Source organism: Salirhabdus salicampi (assembly GCF_024259515.1).
Classification (GTDB): domain Bacteria; phylum Bacillota; class Bacilli; order Bacillales; family Alkalibacillaceae; genus Salirhabdus_A; species Salirhabdus_A salicampi.
Genome location: NZ_JANBWE010000003.1, coordinates 92,169 through 109,614, shown reverse-complemented (window position 1 = coordinate 109,614; position 17,446 = coordinate 92,169). Strand labels below are relative to the sequence as shown.

The window sequence follows — 17,446 nt, the reverse complement described above, 5'->3', positions numbered from 1 at the left end:
CAGAGAATGTCGGCAACCTTAGGTCGAGCGTTAGTCTCATAGAGACTCGCAAGGGTACGAAAACCTATCCATTCTCTATCTGTTAACCGTTATAAAATGGCTTGATGTTTGCCATTTGCAGCTATTTCACCATAGCGGTATAACCCACTATAAAACGCTTTTCTATCTAAAATCCGTTTAACTTGGACTTTACTAAACCTCTTATCTTGTTTCGTTCGATGTCCTTCTTCATTCAATCGTTCTGCAAGTTGTGTTAATGTCCATAAAGGATACTGTTCCTTTAGGTCAAACACTCTTTGAACGGTATGTGCCTGTCTGCCATCTATGACAAGGCTTTTCTTACCTTTTTCCACTTTGTAACCTAATGCAACATTTCCACCTGCATAGCCACCCTGTGGGGCTTTCTTGTTTCGCCCTCTCCCTAGCTTTCAAGAAATTTCTAATCGTTGATATTGGTCTAATAACTCCATTAAGCCATTGATTAAAAAGTCGCTAGGGTCTTTCTTATGGATACTGTATTGCGGTTGTTCAATACTCCGAATGTCTACCCCATACTTTTTCAATTCTCGATGAACTAACACTTTCACAATGTCTGACCGCCATAATCGGCTTGTATTCAACGTGACAACATAATCCACCTCATGATGGGATAGATACTCCAACATCTCCTGAAAGCCTAATCTGTCCACTTCTAACGTTTCTTCATCGACTTTAGCCCCACTGATACCCTCGTCCTTAAACAAGCGTTATAGCGTGTATCCTTGAGTCTGACAATACGCTTTGATTTCATCTTCTTGGTACGCAAGGCTATATCCATCCCTTGCTTGACGTTGTGTAGATACTCGAATATATCCGATAACATTCATGATAGTTTCCCCCTCCGTTACGCTAATTGAGATTAACGTAACGCTTAGCCGCTATATTTAATATAAATTCATTGTATGCGGCTTTAGCGATACAATCAACCCCTTTACCGATACAAATTTATTGTGTATCGTAAAAGTAACATGAAGAAGAGGAAGGGAGATACCATGCCAATCAATATAAAACTCAAGGAAATTCTTAAAGAACGTGACCTTTCACAACGTGAGTTAGCACGAATGACAGGATTACGTCCCAATACTATAAGCCATCTTTGTTCAGACAACGTGGACAGAGTTTACCTATCTACATTAGAAACAGTATGCAAAGTGTTAGACATCGACATTCAGGAGTTAATTGAGGTGGAGTAATCCTCTTGCCATAGTAATCGTTCTATGTACGTAAAAGTTGCGAAAAATTTAAAAGGCAGGGGGAAAGCGAAGGTAAAGTATTTGGGGATAATCATGGAGGTATCTGGTTATTTTGGTTATTTTACAAGAAATGAAACTCAGTAAATAGGGTATATGTTTTAAAGGTGTTGTACGTACTAAAGAATTTGACAAAATATCATCTAGGGTTTACAAGAGTTATCTTTAAGCTATGAATAAAGAGGCGTTTATTCGGCACTCCATACCATAAAAAAACCTATGGAGTTCTCTTCCATAGGTTATATTAATATTTAATTATTTGTTACTTTTTAACTCATGTGCATATCTTATCTTTACTGCATCATGTCCAAATACTCCATAAGGTTGTGAGTCTCCCTTATTTTCTTCTGTAGTCTCTATTGAATAAGCCTCTTCGTTTTCCTTCATAAAATATTCCCCAGGTACAAGGAGTATTTTATTAGGATTAAATACATCTTTTTTCCAAAAACAAGGAAGTTTCACTTCTCCCTCCAGAGGTATATTACCTATTACATTCCATTCCCCTTTACTTAAACCATGATTTGAACACCATATTGATAATATTGTATCCATACCCTTTAATTCTTCAACAGTATATTTCTGTGAAGGGGTTATACTATAAAATTCGCAAAATAATATTGGGTAATCAACAATTAATATTCTCCCATAACCAATCTCGCTGTTTTCTAAAGGAATTTCAAAAACATCTCCAACTTTATTTTTAAATCTTTTAGACATTTACTCACCTCAATCTTAGGACTTTATTTCCCTCATCCAAATAAAACGATTTCCTTGGATTAATTGGACTAATCGGATTAATTTTGTTTAATAGATTTTCTTTACCACCATTATTTCTAAACAACGTATGCTCTATCCCTCTAGCTTGAGGATAGGTTAATCCTTGTTTAGCAGGAGTAAACACTAAATCACTTTTATCTTCAGTATTCTTATGTGCTGCTTTACGAGCATCAACATTTTTTGTTCTTCCAACATATCTAACTTCACTTGTAATTGGGTCATTTAATGTATATACCGTATGGCTTGTATTCTTTACATTACCTGTACCCTATGTTGTAATCTTAAAATCTATAAATAAAAAAACAACCAATTTATAACCTTATTAAACTACTTCTTTCTCTATTACTATCGGCATTTCATAGGCTGTTTTGTACTTCATCATACCGTAAATAATATTCACAAGCCTTCTCATAATACAAACCAATGCTTGTCCCTTTGTTTTGCCTTCCTTAAGCTTTCGTTGGTAATATGCATAAAATACTGGGTTCCTTGGCAATTTACTCCCCTTTGCTACTTGCACTTGTTGCACGGCCAAGTTGTAAAATAAAGCGTGTAACGCCCGATTTCCCTGTTTGCTTTTTTGTTCCTTGCCTTTCCCACCAGAACCAAAGTAAACAGGTGCAATTCCCGCAAATCGTGCTAATTTGTTGGCATTTGGAAAACGTCTTACATCACCTATCTCGGCAATTAATGCGGAAGCTGTCACAAGGTCAATTCCTGGCATAGAGTCTAGTTGAAAGTCTAGTAATCTCATTAAGTCTTTTAATTCTCTTTCCACCTTGCCTATTTCCTGCTTTCCAAATAAAATGTGACGGACAATGCTTTCTACCAAAAAGTCTCGTGTTTCTTGATGTTCTTTTGTTGTATTCCCATCCTCTTTCACTAACTTAAATATTTTATTCGCTTTTTTCACCGAACAAGTATTGTTGCTCACTTCTAACAAAAAGTTGGTTAATTGTTTTATACTCACACCTTCTAAACATGAAGGTGAAGGGTATTTTCCCCAAAACGCCAATGCTGTTTTTCCATCTACTTCCGAGAAAAATTTCTTATAGCTTGGATAGTGATGGTTCAATTGAATGTGCAGTTGGTTCTTTAAAGCACCTTGGGCCTTTACTAATGCATTTCTTCTAGTGACCAATTGTTGTATTGACCAAAATAAATCATTCGGTTTCGCGTCAGGCAAATGGTTCAGTTGGTTCAACAAAATGCGTGCCACACATTCTGCATCCCAGCTATCACTCTTTTGTGTGGTCATATGGCTTTTTCGTTCAGCGTATGAAAGATCTGGGTTTACTTCTTTGACAACCTGTCCATGATCGGTTAAAAACTGTGCTAACGATCGTCCATATCCACCTACATCCTCTAAACCAAATACAGGTGTCATTCCTTCTTCTATTAGTTTATCAATATCCAATAAAAAAGTTGGGAAGGCAGACGGTTTATTTTCAAATTTTATTTCCTTTAGCTTCTCTTGCCAACAATTAATGACCACTGCCACATGGTGTTGCTTATGCAAGTCTACTCCAACATACAAGTATTTCTGTTTTTCATGCATTTTCTCATCCCCTATTCAATTAAATGAAAATGCCGGCAACCTTAGTTCGAGCGTTCACCAATTGGTGCGCATTGGTACGAAAGCCTATCCATTTTCGTCGTTTCATAAGAACTTATAAGAAAATGAGTCCCTTTTTTAAGTAACCTTTTAAATTATTGCTTCATGTTTCCCATTTGCCTTTATTTTTCCGTATGTATATATCCCTTGATAAAAACTTTCTCGGTCTAATATTCGCTTCACTTGTACTTTCGTAAATGCTTTACCTTGAGTTGTTTGATAACCTTCATCATTTAATGCTTCTGCTAACCTAGACAGTGACCATTTCTTATATTTTTGTTTAAGTTGAAATAATCTTTTTACTACTTCTGCATGCCCGTTATGTATTTTTAGTTCTTTTTCACCCTTTTGTTTGGTATAGCCAAATGTCGCTCTTCCTCCTGCATATCCGCCTTCCTTTGCTTTCTTGTTTCTGCCTTTCGTTAGTTTTATGGCTATTTCAAGTCGTTGGTATTGGTCTAATAACTCCATTAATCCATTGACCAAAAAGTCGTTTGGGTCTCTTTTATGAATGCTGTAAAACGACTGTTCAATGCTTTTAATATCACAGCCATATTTCTTTAGCTCTCGTTGTATCAACACCTTTACAATGTCTGACCGCCATAATCGGCTTGTATTCAGCACCACCACATAATCAATTTGGACAGACGAAAGGTGAGCCAACATTTCCTGTAAGCCCACCCTATCAATTTCTAATGCTTCTTCATTCAGTTTTGCGCCACTAATTCCTTCATCTCTAAAAATATGTATCAAGTTAAAACCCTCTTCTTCACAGTATGCATTGATTTCATCTTCTTGATATTTCAAGCTATATCCATCTCTTGCTTGTCCTTGAGTGGAGACTCGTATATACCCAACAACGTTCAACTTTTCACCCTCCCGTTACGGAAATTAAAATTTATGTAACGCTTTTTAAACGAATAGCGAGTATTATACGACCGTCTCTAGTAAATATACAACCCAAAATTTAAATGCCAAGGCAATAAAACAACTCTCTTTCACGTTACCTATTGTTTATCGCCACGAGCTTTGTCATTCTCGTTAGTTTGTTAGCCAATCCATGTCATAACTACCCCTGCCATATAAAATGTCATATCGACCAATTCTCACACTTGTTCATTCCTTCCAAGTATTAAAACAATACTCCATGATGGTACAACCTTCATGAGTTATGAATTTCACATAAGCATTATTTAATTTTCACCAAACATAAAACCTTACCTTTTATTGATTCATTCATTTTCTTATGATACAAGTTTATTTCGTTATTAATCACTACGCTCTTTGTTATTCTATTGTGTGAATTTAAATCAAGTAGTAAGTGTGGTCATTATATTTAAATGTCACTGCAACCATTCTCGTAAATTCTAGTTACCATCATTAGTTTTTGATTCAAATACTAAATAATTGTTTAACCATAAAACTTATAAAAATGAAAAAACCTTGAAAGGCTAATAGCCAATCAAGGTACATAACTTTAAGTAAACTGAACACCTTTAATATTATTTCTTTCAAAAACCTCTTTAAGAACATCAGATACAAGGACATGAGACTTATAATCAAGGTTTCTAACTATATGATGATTGTTTGGTAAAACGTCAAATTTATATACTATCTTCTTAAAGTTCAGAATTGCATCAGTTCCTTTAATTGTAGTATATTCTGATTTACTTTTATCTACTACCTCAACAGCATTTACTATATTTAAAAGGTAGTAATTAGGGATTTTATTTTCCCCTATATAAACATTTGCTTCAAATACCTGAATATCTTGAGGACAAATTTCTGCTAGAATTTCTACTATTTTTTTTGAAACTATCAGCAATAGTCCACTATTCGGTAATACATCATATAGGTGCTTTTCTAAACATTCAAATACAATTTTTGGGGGAACTATTTGCTCAGTTAACTCTCTTCCCTCTCTAAAAATAAATCTATCAGTACCGCTACCTTTTACATATTCACCTATTCTTTTATTTGGAAAATCCTCCGGAACAGACCATATCCATAACAAGTATATCACCTCATTATTAATTAGCCCAAGGGCGTTTATTTTTATTTAAAGCTCTACTGCCATCTCTTAACAACTGTCTCTCCCCACTTATTATACCACGAAGAGCATCGTTATATTGTTGTTGAATCCACCCATTTGCTCTACCATACTCAAGAACTTCATCCATTTGATTTGCTAAATTTTCACTAACTCTATTAGTATGTCTCCCTTTATGAATACTTCTTGTGGGATGCAAGGACTCATTGGTCGGTAAAAACATTTTATTATTTCGAGACTGCAAATCATATCCAGCTGCATCTAGCAACTCGTGATTTTTTGTCAACTTATTTTTGTCACTAATGATATGGTGATCTTGAAACCCTTGTTTCTTTAAATTAGCTTCTCTAGTACCCTTAGCACTCTTCGTCTTCGACAGCTTTGATCCTGCTTTTAGTGCTGTCTTTGCTGCGACTTTTGTTGTTCCGCCTGTGAATACGCTTGCTGCTGTGGCTGCCCGTACGGCTGGGGTCAGTTGTTCACCTGTGACGAGGTCTCGTCCAGTGATCACTTCTACGCCACTTTTCACATTACTAACGACAGGTATTAGATCTAACCCTGTTGAAATGGCCGGGGCCGCCTTTTTTACGGTCTTCTTAACAGATGAAGCAATTTTACTAAAGAACCCTTTTTTCTTTTTTTTCTGTTTCGGCTTCGTTACGGTTTCGGCTTTTGGCTTAACCGTGTTACGACTATATCCATACGATGTGGCTTTTCTTGATGTTTGAATACTGGAGCCGACCCAGTTTTGATTATAACCATAGGAACCACTGTATGCGGTTGGCGTTGAGCCCGCCATAAGATTAAAGGACGCACTTCGCTCTGCCCGTATTTCTTCTGGTGTTGGTGGTGCCGGCGTTGGTTCGGGTTGTGGATCTGGCTCAGGTGCTGGTGTCGGTGTTGGTTGAGGTGTACTTCCTCCTCCACTTCCTGGATTTGCACCCCCGCCTGTATCTCCTGAATCATCGCCCGAACCTGTACCTCCACCATATCCTGGAGGAACACACTCATATGAATCAGGATCTATAATTAGGCATCTACCTGTTGGATCTGTGTATGTTGCAGGGTTGTTATGTGTATATGTGTATCGGTTTGTACTTGCCGGTAAATCAGTCCATCCTGTGAACGTATCTTTTGTTGTAAATCTTCCTTCACTAGGACTATACCATCTCGTTGCGTAGTCCATTAATCCCGCTTTAGCGTCATACGCTTTTCCTGTATATCCGTGTGCATTAAAAGGGGCTGCCATTTCGTTAAACATGTTTCCAAATGCATCATAACGATACTTCATGACGAGTTCGCCAATTCGGTCTGTAACATCCATTACATTACCTAGAGCATCTTCCTGATAGTACATTAATCCACCACGTGTTCGTATGTTGCCTTCATAACCTGCTTGTTTACGACCATGGAAGCCAAACATCTTTCTTGCTAACATTTGGTCACCGGAACTATAGTATTGAGCTATTGGTTGTCCATTTTCGCCATATTCATTTAATAATGTACTTCCATTATATAAATAGTGAGTAGACTCATGGAATGTAGCACTTTCATATCGCTTTTTCAAACCATTCTTTTTCCCTTGACCTCGATCGATGGCGTTAATAGGACCTTGGCCTATACCATTCGATAGTTTGTTAATGTCATACTCTGTTTCATGACGTGAAACTTTACGGCGTAACGCATCGTACTCATACTCTACTTGTGACCCATCAGCATAATAAACACCTTGTAAGCGATTGTCTGTTGTATATTCATATTTTATCGTACCTGTTTCAGACGCTTTTTCTATGAGATTACCATTCTGATCATAATAATAATTATGGTCATTTACTTGAACTAGTTGGTTATCTTCATTGTAATGATATTGTGTAAAGTCCCCATCTGCATTTTGCTGGATACGGTTCCCAACTGCATCGTACTGATAGGTGACACGCTCAATCGGCTTCTTCACATAATCAGGTGATTCATAGCTGGAGTCCTCTGTATAAAACTTGTTCCACTTCGTCGTTTCTCGGTTTTGTTTCGGTTTATTCTCTTTCCCTTGATTCTTCCTTTTATCTTCTTCATTTACATCCTGTTCTTTCCCTTGTTTCTTTTGCTTTTGTTCACTGTCCTCTTTATTAGATTGGTTTGATTGATTTTTATTTTTCCCGTTATGAGCTTTTGGCCCCTTGTTTTCGGCTGATACAGTTATAGTAAAAAATTGAAATACATTTTTCCACATATTTTGAAAGAAGTTCCCAACACTCTTGAAGAAGATTTTAACCCCTTCTAATGTCTTCGATACCAATCCTTGCTTCGGTTCCTCTACATCATTCTCATTCGATTCATTTGCTGCCTCTAATGTTGGCTCAGATAAAGCGCCCTCAATTTGATCTATCTCTTGACCTTCTTCGTCTGAGTAGGACTCTTCATCAATCGTTGATTCAACATTATCTTCACCGTTTACAGTGGACGTTTCATCTACTTCAGTAGAAATTACTTCATCTTCGTCATCAATTTCCTGATCTTGAACTGGTTCCTCTAACGTGTCTTCTTCATTGGAATCTTCATTTGATTGATCCAATATTTCTCCTTCCTGTTTGTTAGTTGGGTCCGATTGTTTTGAAGTATCTTTCTTCTTCTCATTAGGTGGTGTATAAGACGCATTACGTATAGATTCATTTTTTCCTTTCGGATATATAGCTTCTTTTAGGCGGTAGACATCATCATAAGCAAAAGTAGTTGTTGCACCATCTTCTTCTAGAATTGAGAGACGATTTCCTACTTTATCATACGTATATTGGTAGGAAGATTCGTACTTTTCTCCTTTATGACGAAGTAATTCGAGCTGTCCGTTTGCATCATATTCATATGTTGATGTAACACCATTTGGTCTAACGATAGATAAAGGATCTCCGAGTCCATTATACGTAAAGGTTGTCTCATTCTCATCAGGATCAGTGAACGACGTAACTTCATTACGATTGTTATATTGATAGAGAAAAACTCGGTCTTCTGGATCAATTAATTTCGTTTGATTCCCAACTGCATCATATTCAAGTTGTACAGACTTGTTAAACTTAGATTCTTGAATAGATGTAATCCGGCTTAAAGCGTCATATTTGTACGTTTCGGTTACAGCAGGACTAGCTGCTCTAACCATATTTCCATTTGGATCATATGAATAGGATAACTGTTCATTTCCTAGGTCTATATTCGTAAGCTCTTGTCGTTTGTTATACGTGTACGTAATCTCATTTCCTATAGGATCTATTTCCTTTTTCAAATTTCCAATGGAATCATAAATATATTGATGTACACTTCCCCGTGCACTTATTTCTTTTACTAGCTGACCGACTTCATCATATTCCCACTTCGTTTCATTTCCATTCGCATCTATCATATTTGTGGGTTGGCCCATAGCATCATAGTTGTAAGTGATCATTTCACCCAATGCGTCAATGATCGTTTCTACGTTCCCTAACTTATCGTAGGTGAATTTCGTTTGATTCCCTTCTGCATCCGTTATTGTCGTTATATTTCCTACTGCATCATAAGTATATGTAGTTGCGTACCCATTAGGGTCTTCTTCCTTAATCAGCCTATGCACAGCATCATATACATATCGATGCGCATTGCCCTCTTGATCGACGTAACGAACCAGATTCCCCGCAGGGTCATATTCGTAAGCCTCTGTATATTGAAGAGGATCTATCGTTTTGATCAGCTGTCCTACTTTATCATAAGAATAAGTTGTTGTTGCACCATTTTCATTTGTAACAGATGTAATGTCCCCTAATTGATTATAAGAGAACTGAATTTTATTTTCGTGTGGGTTTGTTATAGATGTTAGTTGGTCATAACGATCATAATCATACTTCCACACTTCTCCCGCCTTATCTGTTACAGCTTTCAAGTTATATTCATCGTCATAAGCCAGTTTCGTTACATAACCTTCCCGATCTATAATTTTGGTTGTATTTCCTACTGCATCGTATGAATAAGATATAGATTGTCCTAACGCATCTGTAACTTTTATTAAGCGTTGAAGGGCATCATATTGATACGATGTCTTATCTCCTTGCGCATCAATGACAGCTGTACGGTTACCATAAGCATCGTATTCATAAGTTGTTGTTTCTCCTAACGGGTTCGTTTCAGCAATTACATTTCCAACGAGATCATATTGTAATTGTGTTATACCGCCATTAGGTGCAACAATTGACTCAATTTGACCAATCCCATTGTATTCATAGGTTGTAACCTCTTCTAATGGGTTTACGATTTTCGTTAGTTGATCTAAACTGTCATATTCATACGTATAAGCCTCTCCAAATGGATCAACGACCTTCACTAAACGTCCCCAGCCATCATATACATACTTAGTTTCGTTTCCATTTGGGTCTACAAATGAAACTGGTAAACCTTCCTGATTATATGTATATACAGCTTTTGACTTTAATGGGTTTGTAATCGTCACCTTATTGTTTTCATCATCGTAAGCAAAAGTCGTTGTATAACCTGCCTCATTCGTCGTACTTGTAATTCTGTTCCGTTCATCATAGGTAAACGACTCGGAGTTGTTTAATGGGTTCGTTACTTTGATTACGTTTCCCATGTCATCATAATGAAATTGATAGATTTGACCAGATTGTGTGGTAAAACTATCCATTAGTCCGAGCTCATTATAGCTATATGTTGTCTCTTTCCCGTTTGCGTCTGTCTCAGATATTAGCTGTCCTAAACCATCATATGAAAAGGTCGTTATATATCCTAAGGGGTCTATAATACTTAATACATTTCCAAGCGCATCATATGTGTATGTGGTCTCTTCCCCATCTGGGCCTATTACCTTTGTCAGTTGCTGCAACGCATTGTATTCATATCTCGTTACATCACCTAAGGCATTCTCTTCTTTCGTGACATTGCCGAAATCGTTATACTCATATTTCGTTTCTGCTCCATTGGGTTCTACACTCCGCAGTAGGCGACCAACGGAGTCGTGTTCCAAAGTAAAAGTATTCCCATCTACATCTATGACTTCTTTCGGAAAACCATTTTTATCATAACGATAAGTTGTAAATAACGTATCATCTCGGTATATTTCCGTAATTAAACCTTGCTGGTTATATTCGTACGACCACGTTTCGTACGGTGTCGTATGTGTTGTCACATTATTTAAACTATCGTATTCAAAGGATTCTTCCATTATTCCGTTACCAGTTGTATGAACCAATCTACCTAAGTCATCATATTCGTACTGGACGTAGTAACGGGATGGACCTTCAATTCGAGTTAATTGACCCATTGCATCATATTCGTACGCAAAAGTAGCATCATTTGGTGCCAGTTTTTCTACGACTTGCCCTTTTTTATTGTAGGTATAACGGGTGGAGGAACCATTCGGCAACTTCTCCTCAACTAACCTACCATGACCGTCATATTTGTACTCAATCACCTGGCTTTTTGTGTCTGTTACTTTAAGAAGGCGATTTCTCTCATCATATTCATAATGAGTAGCAGCTCCGTTTGGTAATGTGTACTCAATTAATTGCCCGACTTCATTATATTTATATTTTGTAACATTCCCTTTAGGATCAACCATCTTGCTTAATTGACCATATTGATCATATTCGTAGTTCGTCTCATGCTTGTCCCCATTTATCGTCTTCGTCAATAAACCACGAGCATCATATTCAAAGAACTCCTTTGATCCTTGTGGGTATGTTAATTCGATAAGATTCCCAGCCTCATCATATTGTCTACGCCATATATTTCCGATCTCGTCTTCTGTTTTTATTGGCAAATTTAACTGATCATCATACGTTACAGATGTCTCTTCACCTAATGATGATACCGTGTTTGTTATATGATGATTTGCATCATAAGCGTATGTAACTGTCTCATCAGGTCCTACAACCTCTTCTAAACGTTGTTGGTCATCGTAATGATATTGATAGACATCACCATTAGGAGCCACTTTCTTCGCAATTTGCTCCTCGTTGTAGTAGTAGGTCGTCTTAGCTCCTTCACCGTTTGTTTCTTCAATTTTATTGCCTTGATAGGAATAATGGTACAGGTAATCCCCTTCGTGTAGTACCTTTGTAACTTGTCCTCCGTTATAACTAATTTCATATGTTCCTTCGCCAGAACGGGTAATAGATACTAATTTTCCATTTTTATATGTATAAGTCTCCAATGTACCATCTGGATATGTAACGGTTTGTAATAAATCATTATCATAAGTATATGTTGTTTGCTGTCCAAGTGGATTGGTCATAGATGTAATAAGACCATTATCATATTGAAAGGTTAATTTTCGGCCATCGTCACTCGAAATCGATGTAATGTTTCCTGAATGGTCATAACTAATCGATACTTCATTCCCTTGACGATCGTGGATAGCAGTTATTTTCCCAGCCTTTGGGTCTGCATTTTCCCTCCATGATGCTTTATATCCGTAAAATGTATAGACGGTGCCATTTGGCATCTCTACTTCATACTCATCTTTACTTACACGCTTTAATTCGGCTACATCATTACCTTCTGTCGTGTAGTACCCCTCGTCTAAAGGGTAGTAGATACTTTCATCACCATCGTACTCATCTACCATTAACTCTTCATCTTCTTGATGATATATATAGTTTACAACTGTGCCATCGGGCCGAAATTCGGATATATTGAAGTCCTCAAACATTTCAATAGAGTGAGCATATGGAAAGTTCCACCCATAACCAAAGGCAGATTTATCATTTTGGTGTTTCGATTGATATAATCGTTGAATCGTAATTGGAAAGCCGTATGATGGTAAAATAAAATCATCCGCTTGGTAATAAACATCCCCCTGTGGTAAGCGAACAAATTCATTTAAATAAGTAGATTGTAATTCCTCTGGTAAATCACTTGGTTCGACTCCCCACATTTGTGGTGGTTGTGATGGGTCTCTCCTTTCCCCACTTGAAGCAAGGGCGGAAAAGTTGTCTGTCCCGCTGGGAGGACCTCCAGGCTGTGGTAGCCAAGCATCTAGACCAGGACCGAAAAATATTTCCGGTGTTGCTGCATTAACATTCAATTTGTTTAAGCCTGGTACAAAGCTCGTCGCGATTAATAAGAAAGCTAAGAAACAAATAAAAGTCTTGTAAAGTAATCTTTTCAAAATGTTCTCCTTTCCTCCAAGTCAGAAAGGGCTTGTCCATTTGTATTCGGTAACCCAGCCATCATAGTAGATTTACTACCTTAGACCCGTGGCTTTGCGCCCTTAGTTTTCACTAAGTTTGCCCTTTCGTTATGGATTTACATTGATTATGAATCTATATTCTTATAAGTTCTCTTTGATGTTACCAATAATTTACTTTTTATTGAATGGTCTTTTATACTTAAAAACCTCCTCCTACACCCATTTTTATAGAACAAACTCCCTAACAAATTACATATATTGGATTTTTTATTAACTTCTATATTTTTTCTTACCATCTTGAGTGTAATATGTCGCTAAAGCTCTAAATTAGGAGTAAATAGATGAATAGCTTCATAAATGAGTCCTTTTGTATGATGTCAATCACTGAACGAACGAGATAGCCTCTCATCATGTTTTAACCGGAATAATGCATAAGAATGCAATTTGAGTTTATGTTTTGAATCTTATAAAATTTTTTAAGTAACAGTTCGTAAGGGGGGTATGCTGATGGTTCACTTCGTTAGGTATAACAGTATACATATCTTTATGTTACTAAACACGAAGTTAACTACCCATCAGCAAAAGCAATAGGAAACTATAAAACTACTACATTGGAGGATGTTATGAAAACAACGACGAAAAAGACTATCAAAACGATTTTATTTACGTTATTAATTGTTGCATTAACAGCTTGCGGTTCAGAAGAAAGCAATTCAAACGGACAAAAGAAAGAGGAAATTGTATTCGGTAATGGAGATTGGGATAGTGTTCGTTTTCATACCGCTTTAGCTCAATATATTGTTGAAAATGGATATGGTTATGAAACAGATGCAGTAACTGGTTCTACTCCTATCACATTAACAGGCTTAAAAAATGGTGATGTAGACGCTTATATGGAAGTATGGACTGGTAACTCTTCTGAACTATACGATGAAATTATCGAAAGTGGAGAGGTAGTTGAGCTAGGCGTCAACTTCGACGATAATGCTCAAGGATTTTATGTTCCAACATTTGTCATTGAGGGTGACGACAAAAGAGGAATAGACCCAATTGCACCGGACTTGAAAACGGTTGCTGATCTTGCAAAATACCCGGAGCTATTCCAAGACCCTGAAAATCCAGATAAAGGACGTATTATGGGTGGACCATCCGGATGGGATGCTACGATGATTATGGAAGAAAAAGTAAGTACTTATGGGTTAGATGATAAATATAATTTCTTTAAACCTGGTTCTGCTGCAGCATTAGCAGCTTCAATTGAAACGGCATTCCAAAAAGGTGAACCATGGGTTGGTTACTATTGGGAACCGACTTGGATTACTGGTAAATATGACTTAACGTTATTAGAAGAACCTCAATTCTCCCAAGAAAAATGGGATAATGGCTACGGTAGTGAATTTCCACCGAACGAAGTGGTTGTAGCAGCTACACAATCTTTACCAGAAAGAGCCCCTGAAGTAGCACAGTTTTTAACGGATTATCAATCAAGTAGTTTATTAACAGCCGAAGCATTAGCATACATGCAAGAAAACGATGCGCAAATTAATGATGCTGTTATTTGGTTCCTCGAAGAAAAAGAGGATGTATGGACGACTTGGGTTGACGAAGAAGTAGAAGCTGAAGTTAAAGATTCTCTTCAATAAATAAGGTAAAAGGTTGGACTATCATTAGTCCAACCTTTTTTAATAGGAATTGTAGTGAAACGAATATGGCGCTTTCAAATGTTGAACATATTTATTCGCATGTTCAATAAGTTCTTCCGTCGTATCTATACTTTCCTCAAATGTTTTAAATATAGGGATTGTTTTTGCTCGAATAAAGTTACAAGTAGCGTAAAATGGAGCTAAAATTTGTTCGATTGTAAACCGGTGAAGCCCATCAAATCGATACTCTTCAGGAGTAAAGGCTGAACTTATAGCAACCCCAAGCTCCTTACCCCGAAGGGCAAAGCCCTCTTTAAAAGCCCAGCCACGTTCCAACACTTCATCAAACCATTTCTTTAAAAGAGGGGGATAACTATACCAATAGTTTGGAAATTGAAAGACAATACGATCATGCTCTTCTAATAATTGCTGCTCTTTTTTTACATTAATTTGCTCACGAGGATAAGTACTGTATAGGTCATGAACCGTAATGTTTGGCTCGTGATCAATAGCTGATTTTAATGCCGCATTTAGCCTTGAATCTTGTAAAGATGGATGTACAACGATAACTAATACTTTCATACATTCCCTCCTACTTCCTTTAAACACAATATTACTTAGTGATAACTACTGCTATTTTGAGAAAGAAAACGGACCCCCAAAATACATGTTGAGAACATTTTGCAGTACTATTATTGACCACTTTCCCACTTGGAAATTTCTTCACGAACCCGTGGAGCAACCTCTTTTCCGAGTAATTCAATTGACCTCATGACATCCTCATGAGGCATTGTTCCGAGTGGACAGTGCAACATAAATCGTGTAATACCTACGTTTTTACGTAGATAAATAATTTTTTGTGCTACTGTTTCTACATCCCCTACGTAAAGAGCTCCTTCGAAACTTCGCGCCGCATCAAATGCTGCTCTATCATAATGACCCCATCCTCTTTCTCGACCAATTTCATTCATCACTTGCTGAGTGGAAGGGAAAAACTGGTTCGCTGCTGTGTCAGTATCTTCTCCTACAAAACCGTGGGAGTGAGATGCAATTGGAAGCTTTGATACATCATGACCAGCCTGTGCAGCTGCTTGTTTATATAAACGAACAAGCGGTTCGAACTGTAATGGACGTCCACCAATAATGGCTAATACAAGAGGCAATCCTAAAGTTCCAGCACGAACAACAGATTGTGGGTTTCCTCCACTTCCGATCCATATTGGCAATGGGTCTTGAACTGGACGTGGATAAACCCCTCTATTATTGATAGCAGGTCTATGCTTCCCTTTCCACGACACCATTTCCGCATCGCGTAACTTAAGTAATAACTCTAGCTTTTCATCAAACAACTCTTCATAATCATGCAAATCATATCCAAACAGTGGAAAGGATTCAATAAATGAACCTCTACCCGCCATAATCTCGGCTCTCCCGTTAGAAAGCCCATCTACAGTTGCGAAATTTTGAAATACACGAACAGGATCGTCAGATGATAAAACAGTGACGGCACTTGTTAACCGAATCTGTTTTGTTTGAGATGCCGCTGCCGCTAAGATGACCGCAGGAGACGAAGCAGCAAAATCCTTTCGATGGTGCTCCCCAACCCCAAATACATCCAGTCCTACTTGATCAGCCAGAACAATTTCCTCGACAACTTCACGAATTCTTTGAGCGTGACTAATCACTTTTCCTGTCTTTGGGTCTGGAGTTGTTTCAACAAAAGTACTTAAACCTATTTCCACAATAAATCCCCCTATTTTTATTTCGTCTATTCTTCGAACTATAGTATCGCAATTTTTGTTTAATAAATCCATGAATTTAATTTATCTTACCTTTTTCGTAACAAATTGACGGAAAGGTTTACATATTATAACCTTATAGAAACTTGCTTCTTCCCTATTAGAAAGGATGATTGCCTTGATACGTAAAAAGCCTGCCGAGATTAGTAAAGATGGATCTTTCAAACGGCAAATGAATCAATTTACAACCCCCTTTGGGTCGAAAGTTAACGAATTGCCAGTGGAACCGAAACGTTATCGACTAATTTGGTCACCGGCTTGTCCTTGGGCACATCGCGCTGTCATTGTACGGAGAATTTTAGGTTTAGAGGACGTAATCAGCTTAGGCACAACGAGTCCAATAAGGCCAAACATTGAACGAGTGGATTGGGAATTCGCGTTAGATGAACACGGTGTTGACCCAGTTTTAGGAATTACATATTTAAGTGAAATTTATAAACATACTGATCATCAATATGATGGCAGACCTACTGTACCTGTCATCGTTGATTTGAAAAAGAGGAAAGTAGTTAATAACGATTACTTTAAACTGACAAATTACTTTGAAACCGTATGGAAACCATATCATAAAGAAAACAGTCCGGATTTATATCCTGAACACTTACGTGGAGACATTGAACACATGAACGATGTCATTTTTCAAGATATAAATAATGGTGTATATAAATGTGGTTTTGCTCAATCGCAAGAAGCATATGAAGAAGCTTACGATGCTTTATTCCATAGATTAGACCAATTAGAAGGGCGTCTTTCTAAACAACGCTATTTATTCGGGGACTATATAACCGATTCGGACGTTCGGTTATACACAACCCTCGTACGCTTTGATATCGCCTACTTTACTGCCTTTTATGCGAATCGAAATTTAATCCGGGAATACCATCATTTATGGGACTATGTACGGGATCTATACCAAACTCCAGGGTTTGGGGACACAACTGACTTTAATGCGATTAAAAGACATTATCATCTTTCCATTACGTTATCACCCCATAAAGAACAGCTGAAAGTATTACCGAAAGGGCCTGATCTATCCGGTTGGAACACGGCACATGGCCGGGAAAGGTTAAGTAAAAAGGAAGAAAAATTCCTATTTACAGGAAGGTAGATG

At 37.4% G+C, this 17,446-nt stretch carries 10 protein-coding genes, 1 pseudogene and 1 riboswitch; of the genes and pseudogenes, 3 read left to right on the top strand and 8 right to left on the bottom strand.

Annotated features, from left to right (window positions below):
* Positions 1-89 precede the first annotated feature (89 nt).
* Positions 90-866: pseudogene (locus tag NLW78_RS10520) on the bottom strand (recombinase family protein).
* Positions 867-1,031: 165 nt separating this feature from the next.
* On the opposite strand from NLW78_RS10520, the gene NLW78_RS10515 reads away from it, so the two are divergent.
* Positions 1,032-1,232 (top strand): helix-turn-helix domain-containing protein, encoded by a 201-nt coding sequence (locus NLW78_RS10515; protein WP_254497095.1) that lies wholly within the window; start codon positions 1,032-1,034, stop codon positions 1,230-1,232.
* Positions 1,233-1,544: 312 nt separating this feature from the next.
* Here the strand turns inward: NLW78_RS10515 and NLW78_RS10510 are convergent, their stop codons facing one another.
* The 5 genes from NLW78_RS10510 to NLW78_RS10490 all read right to left on the bottom strand — a co-directional run bounded on the left by NLW78_RS10510 (position 1,545) and on the right by NLW78_RS10490 (position 12,872).
* Complete coding sequence (locus NLW78_RS10510; protein WP_254497093.1) at positions 1,545-2,006, bottom strand: immunity 26/phosphotriesterase HocA family protein; 462 nt, start codon at positions 2,004-2,006, stop codon at positions 1,545-1,547.
* A gap of 382 nt (positions 2,007-2,388) precedes the next feature.
* Entirely contained in the window at positions 2,389-3,624 is a 1,236-nt protein-coding gene (locus NLW78_RS10505; RefSeq protein ID WP_254497092.1) for an IS110 family RNA-guided transposase, read from the bottom strand.
* Positions 3,625-3,771: 147 nt separating this feature from the next.
* A complete protein-coding gene (locus NLW78_RS10500) occupies positions 3,772-4,548 on the bottom strand; it encodes a recombinase family protein (protein WP_254497091.1) in 777 nt (258 codons plus the stop codon).
* Positions 4,549-5,158: 610 nt separating this feature from the next.
* Entirely contained in the window at positions 5,159-5,695 is a 537-nt protein-coding gene (locus NLW78_RS10495; protein ID WP_254497090.1) for an imm11 family protein, read from the bottom strand.
* A 16-nt stretch (positions 5,696-5,711) separates the two neighbouring features.
* Positions 5,712-12,872, bottom strand: a complete 7,161-nt coding sequence (locus NLW78_RS10490; protein WP_254497088.1) for an RHS repeat-associated core domain-containing protein — start codon at positions 12,870-12,872, stop codon at positions 5,712-5,714.
* Positions 12,873-12,917: 45 nt separating this feature from the next.
* A riboswitch (cyclic di-GMP riboswitch) is annotated at positions 12,918-13,005 on the bottom strand.
* Between the two features lie 511 nt (positions 13,006-13,516).
* Between NLW78_RS10490 and NLW78_RS10485 the strand changes: the two genes are divergently transcribed.
* Complete coding sequence (locus NLW78_RS10485) at positions 13,517-14,536, top strand: ABC transporter substrate-binding protein (protein ID WP_254497087.1); 1,020 nt, start codon at positions 13,517-13,519, stop codon at positions 14,534-14,536.
* Positions 14,537-14,575: 39 nt separating this feature from the next.
* Here the strand turns inward: NLW78_RS10485 and NLW78_RS10480 are convergent, their stop codons facing one another.
* Positions 14,576-15,118, bottom strand: a complete 543-nt coding sequence (locus NLW78_RS10480) for an NAD(P)H-dependent oxidoreductase (protein ID WP_254497086.1) — start codon at positions 15,116-15,118, stop codon at positions 14,576-14,578.
* Positions 15,119-15,228: 110 nt separating this feature from the next.
* On the bottom strand, positions 15,229-16,278 hold the full coding sequence (locus NLW78_RS10475; RefSeq protein ID WP_254497085.1) for an LLM class flavin-dependent oxidoreductase: 1,050 nt from the start codon (positions 16,276-16,278) through the stop codon (positions 15,229-15,231).
* 229 nt (positions 16,279-16,507) lie between these two features.
* Between NLW78_RS10475 and NLW78_RS10470 the strand changes: the two genes are divergently transcribed.
* Positions 16,508-17,443 carry a glutathione S-transferase family protein gene (locus NLW78_RS10470; protein ID WP_437181970.1) on the top strand — a complete coding sequence of 312 codons (936 nt, stop codon included), beginning with the start codon at positions 16,508-16,510 and terminating at the stop codon, positions 17,441-17,443.
* Positions 17,444-17,446: the final 3 nt, after the last annotated feature.

Bases quoted from the DNA above. Each gene is read 5' to 3' on its own strand.
- NLW78_RS10515 (WP_254497095.1), top strand. From the start codon at position 1,032: ATGCCAATCAATATAAAACTCAAGGAAATTCTTAAAGAACGTGACCTT.
- NLW78_RS10510 (WP_254497093.1), bottom strand. From the start codon at position 2,006: ATGTCTAAAAGATTTAAAAATAAAGTTGGAGATGTTTTTGAAATTCCT.
- NLW78_RS10505 (WP_254497092.1), bottom strand. From the start codon at position 3,624: ATGCATGAAAAACAGAAATACTTGTATGTTGGAGTAGACTTGCATAAG.
- NLW78_RS10485 (WP_254497087.1), top strand. From the start codon at position 13,517: ATGAAAACAACGACGAAAAAGACTATCAAAACGATTTTATTTACGTTA.
- NLW78_RS10480 (WP_254497086.1), bottom strand. From the start codon at position 15,118: ATGAAAGTATTAGTTATCGTTGTACATCCATCTTTACAAGATTCAAGG.
- NLW78_RS10470 (WP_437181970.1), top strand. From the start codon at position 16,508: ATGAATCAATTTACAACCCCCTTTGGGTCGAAAGTTAACGAATTGCCA.